Here is a 15,372-nt window from a genome sequence, read left to right on the forward strand (position 1 = left end):
GCGCGGGGTGGTTCAATTGATTATTTGGCCGAGTTGTTCCAAGGTGTGGTTGAGGCTGACGGCGTCGGAATGGCACGATAAGGCGTTCTCCTGTTGCAAAAAGGCGCAGACCTTCGGGTAACGTTGCAGTGCGTCATCAGCCTGCGGGTCTTGCCCCGCCTGATATTCACCCACGCGAACCAACAGTTCGATCTCTTGATAGCAGGCTTGTATTTGGCGCAATTTCTGTGCCAGCGCCAGATGTTCTACCGTGACGATTTGCGGCATGATACGGCTAACACTGGCGGCGATATCGATAGCCGGATAGTGCCCGGCACCGGCCAGTCGGCGGGATAGCACAATGTGCCCATCCAACAGCGAACGCACCTCATCAGCCACCGGCTCATTCATATCGTCCCCTTCCACCAGTACGGTGTAAAAAGCGGTGATACTGCCGCATTCACTGTTACCGGCCCGTTCCAATAAGCGGGGTAATGCCGCAAAGACGCTGGGAGGGAAGCTGCCCGCCGCAGGCAGTTCACCGGCCGCCAGCCCTATTTCTCGAGCCGCTCTGGCATAGCGGGTTAGCGAATCCACCATTAACAACACTTTCAACCCGCGCTCACGGAAGTATTCGGCCACGGTAGTAGCAGTATAAATACCCTTCAACCGCTCCAGAGCCGGACGATCAGAGGTTGCGACTACCACTACGGTGCGAGCACGGGTTTCAGGGGTGAGCACCTGGTCAAGAAACTCCCGCACTTCACGGCCACGTTCACCAATTAACGCCAACACCATGACATCCGCATTGCTGCCCGCACAGAGCATACTCAGCAAGCTACTTTTCCCGCCCCCTGCCGCCGCAAAAATACCGACTCGCTGCCCCTCACCGCAGCTCAATACGCCATCAATGGCCCGGATCCCGGTGGTCAGTATTTGCCGAATCGGCTGGCGGGTTAGTGGCTCCGGGGGTTGGCAATCCAACTCACGCCAATGCCCGATAACCGGAGGGCCGCCATCCATGGCGACCCCCAAACCATCCAAAACCCGCCCAACCAGTGATGGCCCCACCTTGACACGGTGGGTATGCCCAAGTGGTGACACCCACTGACCGCTGCGCAAACCGGCTGAAGAGGCGAATGGCGATAGCAACGCGGTCTGTTGTTCAATAGCGACCACTTCGGCCAGCATGTCCGGTGACGCAATACGGCATAACTCCCCCAGCGCCACACCGGGCAGATTGGCGCGTAATAGGGTTGGGCCAACATCCAGTATTGGCCCGCGATAGGCGATACCATCCGGCGGCAGAGACGATAAGCGCAATTGCTGATGCAACTGAGCACTTAGTGTTGGACTATCAGGCAGCTTCATCAAGTTCATCACCAATCAACTCAATAGTGCCTGCCACCTTGATATTCATCTCATCACCCAATTCCTGCCAGGAAAGTACCGGCAGCGTGAAAATATCCCGCTCAACTATTTTGCGCAGAAAACGCCGTACATCGATGGCGGTCAGCAGGACAACATCACTGTTTTGTGCAACAGCGGCTTTTATCTTGTCGAGGATCAAGCGTGAGTGTTTATCGGCTAACGCCGAGTAAGCACCCGCAGAGGTTTGGCGAATAGATTCACGAATCAAGTTCTCAGCCCCCTCTCCCAGCCGCAATACCGGTAACCAGACGCTGTTTTTACTGAACCGGCGACACACATGGCGGCGTAAGGCGATGCGCACGTACTCGGTTAACATGACACTGTCTTTCTCTTTCGGTGCCCAGACCACCAGCGCGCCGAAAATGGCGCGCAAATCCCGGATCGACACATCCTCCTCCACTAGCCGTTGCAGTATCTCCGCGACTTTGCCCAGCGGCATCTGGCGCTGTAGTTCTTTCACTAATTCCCCGTAACGCCCTTCCATCGCATCCATCAGATAACGGGTTTCCTGCACACCAATAAATTCAGCCGTATGTCGCTCAAATACCCGTGTCAGGCAAGAGATAATACGTTTATGCCCTTGTACATATGGGATGCCCAAGATGCTGGCATGGCTGCCCTGATCTGCAGCTAACCACTCAAAAGTGCCCATTCTGCTGCCTAACCTTTGGCTGCGCGTCTCTAGCTGGGCACTGGGCTGAGTCAGTAGCAAATCATCTGATGGTAATGTCAGTTCCAGCACTTGCTCCTGATAGACCCGGATCGATAGGCTGTTCTCAATCAAGGTAGGATCACTGCGGATCTCCACCTCCGGCAATGGCACGCCAAGATGCTCAAACCAGCGCCAACGCAAGCTATCAATATCTCGGGCCAACTCGGGATAATCCAGGTTGGTCGCACAATGCAACATCAAAGGTATCGCACCTGGTGTCATTGCATGGTCCGCAGATAAGCCACTGTCACCAGCCCCCGTTACCGTACCTCTGTGCCGTATTGACTGATTCTTGCGATAGAGTAAAAAGGCAGGCGCGGCCACCAGCGCCGCCAGTATGATAAAGATCAGGAATGGAAAACCGGGTAACAAAGCAAAAACAGTCAGGATGGCGGCGGCTAACCATAAAGCATCTGGCTGACGCCCCACTTGTACCGCCAGATCTTTAGCCAAACTCTGCTTATCGCCGCCAGGAACGCGGGTCACGATAATCCCAGCAGTAATGGAGATAAGTAACGATGGGATTTGGGCACATAGCCCATCGCCAACCGAGAGCACCGCATAGGTGATCATCGCCTGTTCCGCCGACATATTATGTTGCAGCACACCGATGGTGATGCCGCCAATAATATTCACCAGAATGACAATAATCCCGGCAATAGCATCGCCTTTAACGAACTTCATCGCGCCGTCCATCGCCCCAAACAACCGGCTCTCTCTTTGCACCCTCTCCCTTAGCCGCCCAGCCTCGGCCGCATCAATCACGCCCGCCCGCATATCACCATCAATACTCATTTGCTTACCGGGCATGCCATCAAGCGAGAAACGGGCGCTGACCTCTGCCACTCGCTCTGAGCCTTTGGTAATCACGATAAACTGGACCACGGTGATAATAGTAAAAATGATCAACCCCACAGCCAGATTACCGCCAACCACAAACTGACCGAATGCCTCGACAATTTCACCGGCATCATGCTGGAGCAGCACTAAGCGCGTAGTACTGATAGTCAGCGCCAAGCGATAGAGCGTGGTAATCAGCAATAACGACGGGAAAACCGAGAATTCGAGGGGATCGCGCAGGTAAATCGAGATCATTAGCAGGATGACTGAGAAAGCCAGATTGATCGCAATCAGCAGATCTACCAACACGGTTGGCAGAGGCAGGATCATCATAAAGATCGCTACCAACAGCATGATCGCCAGAAAAATATCCTGCCGCGCAGTTATCATCAGCAAGCCACGTATCAACGCCGATTGCCTCATGGACATGCTCCCGGCAGTCGGCACAGCAAGGCACACTGCTGCCGGTAGAGCTGATACCAAAACTCAGCATCGGACAATGCTGGCGGGGAGCAACTGACCATAATACCCATTTTCAGTAAGTAGATACGCTGTGGCACGCCATTAAATCGCTCAAGCCGCCAGCATTGCTGGAGCCGCAGCAGATCATCATGGTTGTAGTGCCGTTGTTGTAAACCGCAAGTGAGCAGTAACCTTGATGCTCGCCACTCAAGGAAAATAATCCGTTTTTCTATCTGCCACTGCATGCGAGAGGTGATAGCCGAGCAGGGCAATTCCGCCATGCGGATAAACAATTGAAGGTTACGGGTAACAACTAAATCCATCTCCATAACCAATGTCCTTTTGATGCAACTTTTCGCTATACATAATAGATTTCAAAATTCAGGCCGGCGGCAAGCAAGAGACAAATCGGTTGTGGCCGGGTCGGGTCGTGAGCGCAGCCAGCACACCTGCAAGTTGAAAAATGACGAGAATAAACAATGAAAAGAATAAGCAGCTAATGCCTTATCAACCATCGGGGGTTCGCCTGAAACGAAAAGTCATATCTCCAGCAAGGTGGCTAAAATTTGTGCTTGTTGTTCCTGATCATTGAAACAATCCACTGGCATCAATTTAAACAACTCATAAAACCGACGAATGAATCCTCGCTGTGCTTTTGCATCCGAACCGGTAATCGCTTCAATTCGTGGCTGCAACCAGCTACTGAATAACCAGGGTTGCCCCACCACTGCCAGTACCTCGTTCAGAATCATATCTCCTGCCACGCCACAGACATTCCCCACCTGGCTGCAATGGTCTTCCAACCCGAGAAACATCAGCAAACGGCGCAACTGGTGGAGTGTCGCGGACAAACGCTCACCGTATTGAGCGAACGGCCGACAGGACAAATCAAACGCGACGGCACGCATGAGTACCCGAACACGTTGCTGGCGCTGTGGCCAACGACTCACCCGGGTAAACCACTCCGCCAGCGACAATTCACTTTGATGAATACTTTGCTGAAACAACTGTTTGACGGCTCCCAGCGAGCGGCTACCCTCTGCGCCTAGCTCCAACAGACCAAATAGCTCAACCTCCCAGCCTTCACGCTCAAGTAGTGGGCCAAGTAGTTGCGATAAGCTGCGGCGGCGTAATGGATTATTTTTGCTGTGTGCCAGCATGGCGGCCAACAGTAACACTTGCTGCCCTGCCGATAGCTCACCCTGTCGAAGCTTATTGGCAAGCGAAACAATATCCACATCAAGCGGAATGTTCTGTGAAAACAGCATATCGTTGCTACCGGAGAGCTGGGTTATCAACTTCACCAATAGCTGTTGGCGGCGCAGATTACGCTCCTCAGCCTCAATGGATTTTTGATCTTTCAAACGGGAGCCGAGACTCAGCCCGATCTCTTCCATCGTCTCTTCCAGCGCGGTTTGTCTCACTTCAGATAATTCAATGCTGGCCAATTCCATGACTGAGTGTGCGGGGGTTACTTCGCCATGAGCCTTCCCCACATGTTGCTCAGAGCCGTGAACTGCCAAGGTCTCTGACACATTATTGGCACTAATCATGAGCTGGCTCCTGTAGCCAAAGGATAAGTTGCGCCAAATGGCTACGCAGAGAAAGGCTGACTTGCAGCATTGGCGAACCTAAGCGGGCGGTATCTTCAGGCATGCTCTCATCCCCCACACACTGCACCCGTTCACCCAGAGCAGAGACCACGGCAGGCAGATGCTGCGGGTGAACCTGTAAGAGCAACTTTTCATCGTGCGCCATTTTCTCCACTTGCGCCCCCAGCCGATGAATCAAAATCTGTTCCACAGATTGCTGACCGGCCCAGGCAGTTACCACCGCCGTAATCGCTGCCAGAATCTGCTGACGGGCTTGTGTAATCAAGGATGCCTCCAATTGCTCCGCCGCCACTAGCCAGCCAACATGTTGCGCCACCACCTCAGCTTCTATTTGACTCCGCGCTTTAACCATCAGCATGTCTGCTTGTTGCCGTGCTTGCGCCAACAACACGCGGCACTCATCCTGCGCTGCTTGCACAATCTCGGCTGCCTGCACCCGAGCAGCAGACAAAATATCGCGACTCTGCGCCATTTCCTGTAACTGAACCGCCGCAATGACTCGCCCCGCTGGCAGCGAATAATCAAACTTCTCTATCCTGAGATGAAAAGGGTTCACAGCAAACGCTCCAGTCGGGTTAACCAACCGTCAACCGCAAAAGAGAAGGCCTGGGACAAAAATAACGCACGGGGCTGAGGAGGTAATGAGATAGAGATTGCACGCCAAACCACATCATCGTGGCGTACCTGATGTGCCAGGCTATGCCCCAGACGTAAGGCAACCATGGGCAGATGCTGTGAGCTTAAGCTGGCAGGCAGGTGACCCTGATATCCCATACCAATGAGTTGTTGAATATCAGCCTCATCCAACAGCGGCGAAAGCCTCTCGCGATAACGCCGTAGGCGCAAATAATCACCACATTGTAAATGAACCAACCCCAGCGCCAGACAGTGGGCAGATAAGCGCGGATAGCTTGCCATTCGCTCTCGCTGCGGCTTGCTCAGCACCGCAGGCAGGGCTTGCTGTGGGAATTTTCGTTGCTGAATTAGCGCATTATCCAACACTCTGTCCAGCGCTTTACTGCGGCCATAACAGTAGTTCTCTGTTTTAATTCCCATCGCTGCCAACCATAGAGGATGGGCAAACTGTGCGGGTCGCCAGGCTAACTGATGCAAATGCCGGATATCAGCGGTTAACGGTAATATCATCCCTTTCCCCTTCCATTAGCGATTTATCGGCGCAAATAGCGTAATAAACACACCGTTGACAACCCAGCCAGCAGCACCAACACCAGCCCTAACGCTATCTGTATCGCACCGGCGTGGCGTAATAGCCATTGCAAGCTCAGTTGTGCCTCAGCGTGCTGGTGTGGCTCAGCGGCGATAAACCGATAATTGGCAGGCTGCATCACCACACTAATCTGTGAGTAATCGATACCGGGGATACCATCGCGGATCAGATTTTTAATTTGTGGCTGATAGCTTTGTAAATTGACCTCGGGGGAATACTTGATAAACACTGAGGCGGCGTGGGGAACACTGCTTTTCCCGTCGGTCGGCGCTGGCATGGCAATGGTCACATCGGCATGAATCACCCCATCCATATGGCTCAACATGCTTTCCAACTGCTGTTCTTTCAAATAGACCATCTTGGCCTGCTCTTGGCCAGGTGATGTCACGAGCTGGTTCGACGGAAACAACGTATCCACGGTCGTAAATTTCTGGCGCGGAAAACCATTTTGTCGTAGCAGTTCCACTGCATTAATAAACTGACTTTTATCGACACTCAGCCCTACCGTCCCGCCTTTCTCGGACTGCTTTTCGGCTTTAATCTGGTGCAACATCAGCAACGCCAGCATCTGGTTGGCCTCCCCCTCAGAAAGCCCGCTATATAGCTCCATACCACAGCCTGAAAGGGAGATCACCACCAGCAAGAGCGCTATCGCACGCCGCAGGTGCTTCATTGCATATTGACCAGTTTATTGATGTTCTGCCCGAGAACACCGGCCACTTTAGCCGTTAAATCTACTGCTAATGTGGCGTACATCCATTGCGACTGAACGCCCAATAATTGGGATGGCGACATCATTGCCGTGCCAGGTTCCGCCTGTTGCATTAACTGCGTAAATTTGGCGATTTGTTGCAGCTCACCGGCCGCTGGCTGAAGGGGGGTATTCAACATTGAAGCAGCCTGAATGGCATCAATTTCCATCTAATGATCTCCTTGTTGATAAGCAATTTTATACCGTTGCGGTGTTATGCCTTTAGTACCAGAGGCTGCCGCGTTGTTATCGGCAACGCCAATGACGTTGAGTCAGCAGCAGAGATCCCTTGTTGTAGCAACGCCAACATGGCCTGCGCATCTTCAGATGCGGATGTTGCCAGTAACGCCAGCGCTGCCACTCTGTCATTAAGTCCGAATAGCAGCATTGCCTCGCAGACCAAACGTACCTGAGGGTCCGGTATCAGTTGGGGTAACACATTAAGGATATTTTGGGCTTCAGCCTGTAGGCTGTGATTCACCCCGGCCAAGGCGGCTTCAACCACCAACTGGCGACATTGTGCTGAAAGTAAGATCATATTTTGGCAATAATCCCACTGGTCATATCTTTAATATTCTTCATCAGCGCACTGCTAAAGTTGATGTAAGACGAATACTGCTGCATGGCAAATTGCATCTTGAGCATATGTTCAGGATCAGAGGGATTACCGGCCGCCATCTGGTTTTGAAAGTCCTGACTTATCTTATTAATGCTATTCGTCATTTCGTTCATTAATGCGTTTATATCCATCAAACCTCCCTATTCCATAAGTGACCGCATATGCGATGGGCACTGCTGAAAACGGCGACGGAAGCTATCAGAAAAATGTGCGTGATTGCTAAAACCGCATTCCATGGCGATATCTGCCACGCGTAGCTGTGTAGATAACAGCAATTCACAGCCTTTTTTCAAACGCTGATCCAGTAACCACTGCTTTGCAGACATACCGAATTTTTCGTAAAACAGAAAATTCAATTTACGGGTGGAAATACCTAATTCATCGGCATAGCGCGATACCGTCCAGGGATTGAGGCGATTTTGTTCAAAAAACTCCAGTAACTCATTATTGGTACCCACAATTGATTCCAACAATCTGGAGAAATAAACTGAATCCAGACCTAAACAATACAGGTAAAGAAAGCGTAATGATGCTGAGCGCTCAATATCAATTAACTGTTCAGTTGCGTGAATAACATCTTTATTTGCTGGCAATATTTTGTAGTGATCAGATATTTTATGGGGTAAGCGAAATTTATTCGACTGCACCATTTTACTGGCTAAGTTTTGATATATAGGTAAAAGATCTATCGAATGACACAATATTGAAATAAAAGTGCTCTGTGAGAAAGAAGATACCGTAGCCAACTCGTGGGTAACAACCAAATTCCCCGCAGGTACGGTATAACATTCTCCGTTGCTACGTAATGTTCCCTCTTGCCGAAATAAAATAAACTGTATTGATTTCATCATATCCCTTAGAGAGTAATTAACCTTATACAAGGTTAACAAATAACACTAAAGAGACTATCCGGCATTCACCCTAAGCGAAATTTGTTTGTACATTATCCTTGATGATACCGATTTTTCGATATGCAGCCCCCTCAGCATGAGTTGTTATTAGTATTTCATTTGCTTCCAGCTCATTACTCCTTAAAATACCCTCTATTTCTTTTTTCTGATCATGATCATTACTTATCCACACACCTAGCGCACCGGCAGTAATAATACTGGTTATAGAGGCCACTATTGGATTATAGTTTTTAGCAAGTAAACATAAACTGTTGGTAACGACCGGGTGCGTTAGTAGCCCTATACCTGCTAAAGAGGCCACGATACCAACACGAATAAAGAACGATGTGTAGCGCGCGATTTTTTTGCAATTATCGGATGAAACACCACAGGATTTAGCGAGCATAAAGGCAGCTTGCTGAATTGCATCACTGCCCATGGTTAGCCCCTCTTTATTTTTACTGGCACAATTCCAGTTATGGTAGGCGCATGCCAGGTTAGACAGTGATAACATTAAGTTCACCCCAGTAATTATGGCAACCGGGGTCGCCGCCCCGCCACTGCAAATACTCATGCCAACACTGACAACAAATGAAGCCAGAGAAACCGTCAACTCAATCACATTGATGAAAAACTGTTTTTTGGCTAACTTAACGCTGATTTCATGCTCTTTAATAACAATATCTTTTTGAGTCACAAAAATTTCAATTATTTTGTCCTTAGCATTCGGAACAGTGTTGTTCAGAAAGTCATTTGCTAATGCTTCAGGGGGGCTAATAGAGGGTCTCCCCTCGATATTCGGTTTAACTACCGCATTAGGCTCAGATAAATCATTAACACAATTAATATTGTCTATGCCATCCATCGCTATCCCCTTTTAAATATTGGCCATAACATTCGTATTATTTCATTTATATTTCATTCAATAATCGATTGGCTTTCGTTGCTGTAGACGCATACTCAGGGTTCAGATAACTCATTTCAATGGCGGTTTGTAATGCTTCTCTGGCATCAGCCCCTTTATCCAGCGCGCGTAAACAAACCGCCATTTGATATACCGGTTCAGGATCATTTGCATCCAGTAATAGCGCGGCGGCATAAGCACTCAGCGCCAGAGCATATTCTTGCTGCATTTGCAGAGCTGCGGCCAAAGCCAGATGAAACCGTGACACTAAGGGGCAACAGAGTGTAAGCCAAGAAAAATCGCTAATCGCAGCAGTATAGTCATCTGCCAGCCAGGCCTGATAACCCCGTGTATAGCGCGTTTCTACTTCCTGCGGATCAGGTTGCTGCTTAAAATCACTCATTGGGTACTGAATAATATTCTGTTCTTTCAATACACTATTTATCTTTACACACAGGGACTGGAAATCATCGGCAGAAAAATCGTCCATTGGGCCTCCTTAATTCTATTTCCCCGTACTGACATCAAATAGTAGCCAATCATTACCATCGATATTTTTACTGAATGCTCCTTTAACTATTAATATTCGAATAAGTCTACTGCGGATCAACCGCAACGGCTGATTAGCGACATTATTAATAATCAGCATCCTGACTATCGATATATCAGTAATTTCCTCACCTAAATGGAGCAGGAAATTAAATAATGCCAAAAAATTCCCCGTCGTATTTTTTTCAGTGGAAATCTCCAAAGAACAAATAATTAATTCATGCTGTTCAATACGGTAGATTACCCGATATGCATCAAATAAAAACTCACGCCCTAATTTTATAGGGCTATTTTCGAAAAAGGCTGCTTGAGTCACACAGCCTTTACTGAGTAAGTATTGCTCAATGCACTGAGAGTTAAATTTCATATATCATAATTTCACCGCCATGGAAATATGGTTTATTAGGTTAGTCAAGGTATTGCCAAATTCCTTGAATGCTTGCCTTAGCTCTACTATTTTATCCTGTATTTCATTGGAATTTTTTGAATAACTATCAGAGCTAGAGCTTTGCAGAATACTCGCCATGCGCAAGGTTTCCGCAGCACGGGCTTTATCACCCTCGGCCAGTTTCCCAATACCGATAATAGATTGCCCAGTAGCATTACTAATATGCCCACCAATACCGCCCCACCGGTCGCCTGCTCCAGCACCGACGCCGCTAAATATACCGGATAGCATGGAGCAAACTCCGCTGGCGATGGCCGCTGATGCTGTTTTATCGATAGCTTCGCGTTGATTTTTCATAGCAGTAGCTTTGATATTAAATAGAAGTTAGAATTGTTTCCCACCATAGGCACTCAGTAAATCACGCATTTTTTTAAATAATGCATACATTTGGGAAATAATATCGGAGATATCACTAATGATATTGCCAATATTATTATCTAATTTCCCATCATCATCGACAGCCTGTAGGGCTTTGTCGTTTATTTTTATGTCCTGGCTGATAGGTGTATTCATTATAACCTCATTATATTAATGAACCTGCCACTCTCGTTTGTAGCATGCCGCTTTGATGGATGTTATCGCTTAATTTCTCCAATGTGTCTTGTGCGCTCTGAGAGATATCTTTGAGTTGTTTACTTTGCTGCTGTTTATTCCGCTCAACCCATTGATCCATAAACTGCGTGAAGTCTTGATCAAGCATCAATTTTTCAATTTCTTTTTGCAGCCCTCCATTTTGGATCGCCAACTGGCCACTATTAACCTGCACTAACCCTTGAGTAACTTTTTGCATTATATTTAATGGTGAGAGGCTGATATCTTTTATTATTTTCTTAACCATCTCCTTCATAATTTTCTTGGTACATTGGCGAGTAAATTGTTCCGCAGTGAGCGTAGTGCCTTTCTTAATCGCGGTTTTAACCAGATCTTTCGTCACATCGCCCACCAGTTTTTCAACGCCAGCGTGGGTAAAAGAGTTGCTGATATTGTGCATCAAGGCCATTTCCGTTTCAGTTATCTGCTTACAGGCATTCTTGGCGAACTGTTCAGTTAACTGTTGCACTTTTTGTTGACTTAGATTCTTCATCGCTTCGGTCAACGCATCAGCTCCGCCCGCTTTTAGCACATCACCCGCCCCTTTGGTCACCGCTCGAGCGGCATTAATCGCGCGGGCGGCTTGAAACAGGTCGATTGCCATAGCAAAGCATTCACAACCGAGTTGAACTTTACCTGCAACATCAATAACTTCCTGACATTTCTCTTTTGAGGCTCCAGCCAGCATCGCCGTTTCGGCGGCGGCTTTAACCAAACCGGCGGTCCCCGCCGCCAAATATGCGACCCCGGAAGCCATTGCCACCGGATCCCCGGTTAATACCCCGGCAGAGACCTTAATCGCACCGTAAACTATCTCGGCTAAGCCGATGGCCCAATCAAGCACCATGTTGAAAATACCAGCCTTGTGAGCTTTATCCGCTTGCTGAACTGCTTTATCAATCTGTTGCTGATACTCATTAACCCGTTTATCGCGTAAAAAAGTCTGCACATCCGTCGCCCGCTCCATCTGCTGGCGGATTGACTTACAGGAATCAGAAAAAAAAACCAGGCTCAGGTTGCCAGCCATCGAGAGGATAAGCTGCATATCTGTACTGCCCAACTGATCAAGGGAAAGCCGGCCACTGTCCCCTGCTTTGGCGCCGGAACGGGGTAAGGCGACCAGCAGGCGATCCAAGGCGGCCTGGGCTTTTTGCTGCGTCACCTTGGGTGACGTCATATTCATATCCGCCGAGGGTGACAACCCGGAAATTGCCCACCAATCTGGCATTTTCGCCGGTGCCAAAGGTGTGCTTTTACCTGCGGCAGCCAGTGCCCAATCAGTCTGTGTGTCGGCTTTAAATGCAATACTATTAGGCATGTCTCACCTCCAGTAATAATGCCGCCAGTCCCCGTTCAGCTTGCTGGCGGACTTGAGCCTGCTCAGGGTGAGCATGGCACCAGTTCAATGCGGCACGGAATGCTTTTTCAGCATAAATAGTATTGCCGCAAGCGGAATAACATTCCCCAGCGAAACAAGATGGACGAGGGTCATCGACCTGAATTTGCCCCGCGCGGCTGAAGCAATAAATCGCCTGATGGCAATCCCCGGTTTGTTGATAACACGAACCTAATGTTAACCAATAAGCAAAATTCCAATGGTCGAAACGAATCAATATATTTAACAGTTTTTTTGCGCTGTCATATTCTCCGCCGTGACAAAGTTGTACGCTATATTCATATATTAACGTCAAGTCTTGCTCTGACATATTTGCCAACATACGCAGAGAACCGCCACGTCGCATAAAATTAATAAGTTGATCAGTAGGTTCAATATTCATATCGAATCATCCTTACGGCCATAACTTGGTTAACAAAGATTGCGGGCAATCGTCGTTAATATATCTTTTAAACCTGTCTGCAATGTACTGATGTTATTAACATTAACGTTATAACTTTGCATAAACTTCTGTAACTGTAATTGTTCTTGAGTCATGGTATCTGACGCGCGGGTCTTTTCATTATCTAATGCCGCTTTTACTGCCTGTAATTGTCCTTTATCCAGTTCTGGCCCATTCTTCTTTAAATACTCATCAATACTCATCTTATCAACTTTGATGCCATGCTCCCGCATAAACTCGATAACTGAATCCGGTAGCGGCTTGGTTGTTTTATCGTCACCTTTAGCCGCTTCGGCAATTACGGAATCAACCTGATTAGCGTTATCCTGTATATCATTGGCATATTTTGATCGGGTGTGCATAGCGTCATAGGCACTTCTGGCAAGTGATTCAAGTACGTCCAGGTACTCATAAAAGGCACTCAATCCCATACTGAAAATATCAGCATGCTCACTTAGATTATTACTCAGATTACTGCCAACATTATTAATATTGTTGTGAAGACTATTAAATTTATTTTCCAAAACGGAAAAATTAAATTCATTATTGGAAGATTGGTTAACATACGAGGAAGTGTTGTCTGATTTATTTACACCAGTGTTCGCGACCATAGAAATACTCCTTAACTCAAGATAATAATGATATTTCAGGAAGAGATTAACTACATTGCCTCACCTGAACTTATATTTCTGAGCTGCGTCTCCAGTTGTTTAAACTGTACTTTCATGTTTGCAATAGATACCACCATTTGTGCTTTTTCTTGATTTAAACCATTCGGAAAGGCTTCATTCAAGCGAATTAACCTCTCTCTTGCTTTACTGTCATTTTTGGCTTTTTCTTTCAGTAATTCGATTTGTTGCTGGAATCCTTTCAACTTCCCTAGATCAGACAGTAATTTACTATACCGACTGTGTAGGTCCCCTAACATGCTCTGAATAGAATCATTATCATTCATATTGAATTTCCTGATGCACTGATAAATATATAATATTATTTTGTCTCACTAAAAAGCATCTGTCTTTTATATTTATTCCATTTTTTCCATAAAATGGCATGATGATTGTTTTTTAATTTCCATAGCGAGTTGACAGTGTTGCTATTATTTTCCCCGCACTACTTAGGGCCAGCATCATATTGTTAAGAGTTTTATAATTATCAGGTGTTTGCTGTAGAGACAATTGTTGTGAAATTAATAACCTCCCATTTTCCAACAACGCATTCTTCTGTTGTGTTTTTTTCTCGTCATATTTAATAGCATCTTCCAGTTCAGTAATATGCGACACTCGTTGATCTCCTAATCCTTAAAAATTCATGGGTATATGGATTAAATTGTTAGATTTTAGTAATGATATGCCTTGCTCTCCAATAAAAATAACTTTATAGCCATTCGCCAGTACCGTCCCTTGCTGTAAGCGTAATCCATTAGCTAATTGCACGAATCCTGAAAATTTATTTCCGCCATAGCTGACAATTGCAGCGGGAAGAAGCTGAGCAGTTTGATCTGACGTGGGAATATTCTGATACCTCACCGCCAGAAAGTCCGGTTGTTGCCGGGCCAATGCTGTCAACATTTCCATCAGTTGTTGTTGTTGGCTGAGCGACAATATACCGCTGATAATGATTTCCTTATTACTTTGCGCCATACTGAGATAGCCTAATAACCCCAGTTCCCTCAAGCGCTCAACTAATTGCGCAATTTGCCCATCATGGCTATTAATAACCGCCCAGCCCTTTAACCCAGCCACTGTCGCCAGTGTTTCCTGAACTTTTAACCATTGCCCCCCCATTTCAATAGCACCATGGATTGTGATATGCCCTGGATGTTTCCCCGTGTCGACCTCTATATCCTGATAGCCATACTGGTGTAATACATCCTTGACGCTACTGAGCAGATGGTCATCACAGACTAATTGATTACGAAAAACAATACGGTTAAGAACCAGGAAATTCTGCAACTTAATCACTGCGGGTGATGAGCTACAGTGACCACTCAAAACAACACTGCCATCTAATAACCAGTTTTCTTTTATCCCCTGTAAAGCGGGTTGCTTTAACTGCTCTGAGAGTTGTGTTGGAATATCAGGAGGAAGATAAGCCAGTAGCGCTTTTGGCTGCTGTATAAACCAGAATATAACTACCGATAGCAGTAACAATAGGATAAATGCCAGTACAGATAAGCAGAGTAATAAGCGTGGCCGAGCGCGAGGGATATAATGAATATCACTTAAATTATCGCCCGCCTCACCAACAACCAAGATTAATCCCCCGGTTTCAATCGCCTGTCCGAGTGGGAGTTTCTGTTGTAAATCATACCGCTCCCCCTTAACCCAGACATCCCCAGATGTCTGCAAAGTTATGTGCTCATCACTTATTCTCAAGGTCAATATTTGCCCCTGAAGTAAGGGTAATAATACGTCGCACTGCTGACCCCCTAGCGTAAACTCCCCCTCAGGTAACATCAGCTCACGCCCATTAAGTTCACCATTTAACAGGCGGAGTTTAAACCGTACTGCCATG

General features: G+C 47.3%; 20 protein-coding genes and 1 pseudogene. All 21 read right to left on the reverse strand.

What is annotated here, in order from left to right:
* Positions 1-12: 12 nt before the first annotated feature.
* The 21 genes and pseudogenes from A6J66_014940 to A6J66_015040 all read right to left on the reverse strand — a co-directional run bounded on the left by A6J66_014940 (position 13) and on the right by A6J66_015040 (position 15,371).
* On the reverse strand, positions 13-1,350 hold the full coding sequence (locus A6J66_014940; protein PNM27029.1) for a FliI/YscN family ATPase: 1,338 nt from the start codon (positions 1,348-1,350) through the stop codon (positions 13-15).
* Positions 1,337-3,385 (reverse strand): EscV/YscV/HrcV family type III secretion system export apparatus protein, encoded by a 2,049-nt coding sequence (locus A6J66_014945; GenBank protein ID PNM25361.1) that lies wholly within the window; start codon positions 3,383-3,385, stop codon positions 1,337-1,339. The genes A6J66_014940 and A6J66_014945 overlap by 14 nt, the downstream gene beginning before the upstream one ends.
* Positions 3,382-3,753, reverse strand: a complete 372-nt coding sequence (locus A6J66_014950; GenBank protein ID PNM25362.1) for a type III secretion system protein — start codon at positions 3,751-3,753, stop codon at positions 3,382-3,384. Before A6J66_014950 ends, A6J66_014945 begins: the two co-directional genes overlap by 4 nt.
* 210 nt (positions 3,754-3,963) lie before the next feature.
* The gene (locus A6J66_014955; GenBank protein PNM25363.1) at positions 3,964-4,977 is read right to left on the reverse strand and encodes a TyeA family type III secretion system gatekeeper subunit; all 1,014 of its coding nucleotides are present in this window, start codon (positions 4,975-4,977) and stop codon (positions 3,964-3,966) included.
* The gene (locus tag A6J66_014960; GenBank protein PNM25364.1) at positions 4,970-5,593 is read right to left on the reverse strand and encodes an HrpE/YscL family type III secretion apparatus protein; all 624 of its coding nucleotides are present in this window, start codon (positions 5,591-5,593) and stop codon (positions 4,970-4,972) included. The genes A6J66_014955 and A6J66_014960 overlap by 8 nt, the downstream gene beginning before the upstream one ends.
* Entirely contained in the window at positions 5,590-6,183 is a 594-nt protein-coding gene (locus A6J66_014965; GenBank protein ID PNM25365.1) for a hypothetical protein, read from the reverse strand. The genes A6J66_014960 and A6J66_014965 overlap by 4 nt, the downstream gene beginning before the upstream one ends.
* A gap of 23 nt (positions 6,184-6,206) precedes the next feature.
* On the reverse strand, positions 6,207-6,938 hold the full coding sequence (locus A6J66_014970) for an EscJ/YscJ/HrcJ family type III secretion inner membrane ring protein SsaJ (protein ID PNM25366.1): 732 nt from the start codon (positions 6,936-6,938) through the stop codon (positions 6,207-6,209).
* Entirely contained in the window at positions 6,935-7,186 is a 252-nt protein-coding gene (locus A6J66_014975; GenBank protein PNM25367.1) for an EscI/YscI/HrpB family type III secretion system inner rod protein, read from the reverse strand. Before A6J66_014975 ends, A6J66_014970 begins: the two co-directional genes overlap by 4 nt.
* A gap of 44 nt (positions 7,187-7,230) precedes the next feature.
* Positions 7,231-7,554 carry an EscG/YscG/SsaH family type III secretion system needle protein co-chaperone gene (locus A6J66_014980; GenBank protein ID PNM25368.1) on the reverse strand — a complete coding sequence of 108 codons (324 nt, stop codon included), beginning with the start codon at positions 7,552-7,554 and terminating at the stop codon, positions 7,231-7,233.
* Complete coding sequence (locus A6J66_014985) at positions 7,551-7,766, reverse strand: EscF/YscF/HrpA family type III secretion system needle major subunit (protein PNM25369.1); 216 nt, start codon at positions 7,764-7,766, stop codon at positions 7,551-7,553. Before A6J66_014985 ends, A6J66_014980 begins: the two co-directional genes overlap by 4 nt.
* A 9-nt stretch (positions 7,767-7,775) precedes the next feature.
* Complete coding sequence (locus A6J66_014990; protein ID PNM25370.1) at positions 7,776-8,483, reverse strand: AraC family transcriptional regulator; 708 nt, start codon at positions 8,481-8,483, stop codon at positions 7,776-7,778.
* Between the two features lie 73 nt (positions 8,484-8,556).
* Positions 8,557-9,390, reverse strand: a complete 834-nt coding sequence (locus tag A6J66_014995; GenBank protein PNM25371.1) for a hypothetical protein — start codon at positions 9,388-9,390, stop codon at positions 8,557-8,559.
* Positions 9,391-9,436: 46 nt separating this feature from the next.
* The gene (locus A6J66_015000; protein ID PNM25372.1) at positions 9,437-9,919 is read right to left on the reverse strand and encodes a CesD/SycD/LcrH family type III secretion system chaperone; all 483 of its coding nucleotides are present in this window, start codon (positions 9,917-9,919) and stop codon (positions 9,437-9,439) included.
* A gap of 15 nt (positions 9,920-9,934) precedes the next feature.
* Positions 9,935-10,345: a pathogenicity island 2 effector protein SseE gene (locus A6J66_015005; GenBank protein PNM25373.1), complete on the reverse strand. Its 411-nt coding sequence runs from the start codon at positions 10,343-10,345 to the stop codon at positions 9,935-9,937.
* A 3-nt stretch (positions 10,346-10,348) separates the two neighbouring features.
* Positions 10,349-10,939 (reverse strand): annotated as a pseudogene (locus A6J66_015010) (chemotaxis protein).
* A gap of 10 nt (positions 10,940-10,949) precedes the next feature.
* Complete coding sequence (locus tag A6J66_015015) at positions 10,950-12,335, reverse strand: pathogenicity island 2 effector protein SseC (GenBank protein PNM25374.1); 1,386 nt, start codon at positions 12,333-12,335, stop codon at positions 10,950-10,952.
* Positions 12,328-12,795, reverse strand: coding sequence for a CesD/SycD/LcrH family type III secretion system chaperone (locus tag A6J66_015020; protein PNM25375.1), 468 nt, complete (start codon positions 12,793-12,795; stop codon positions 12,328-12,330). Before A6J66_015020 ends, A6J66_015015 begins: the two co-directional genes overlap by 8 nt.
* A 29-nt stretch (positions 12,796-12,824) precedes the next feature.
* Positions 12,825-13,466: a chemotaxis protein gene (locus tag A6J66_015025; GenBank protein PNM25376.1), complete on the reverse strand. Its 642-nt coding sequence runs from the start codon at positions 13,464-13,466 to the stop codon at positions 12,825-12,827.
* Positions 13,467-13,516: 50 nt separating this feature from the next.
* The gene (locus tag A6J66_015030) at positions 13,517-13,810 is read right to left on the reverse strand and encodes a chromosome partitioning protein ParA (protein ID PNM25377.1); all 294 of its coding nucleotides are present in this window, start codon (positions 13,808-13,810) and stop codon (positions 13,517-13,519) included.
* 112 nt (positions 13,811-13,922) lie between these two features.
* Positions 13,923-14,138 (reverse strand): EscE/YscE/SsaE family type III secretion system needle protein co-chaperone, encoded by a 216-nt coding sequence (locus A6J66_015035; protein ID PNM25378.1) that lies wholly within the window; start codon positions 14,136-14,138, stop codon positions 13,923-13,925.
* 18 nt (positions 14,139-14,156) lie between these two features.
* Positions 14,157-15,371 (reverse strand): EscD/YscD/HrpQ family type III secretion system inner membrane ring protein, encoded by a 1,215-nt coding sequence (locus A6J66_015040; protein ID PNM25379.1) that lies wholly within the window; start codon positions 15,369-15,371, stop codon positions 14,157-14,159.
* Between the last annotated feature and the right edge of the window lies 1 nt (position 15,372).

Source organism: Yersinia enterocolitica, from assembly GCA_002082245.2.
Taxonomy (GTDB): Bacteria; Pseudomonadota; Gammaproteobacteria; order Enterobacterales; family Enterobacteriaceae; genus Yersinia; species Yersinia enterocolitica_E.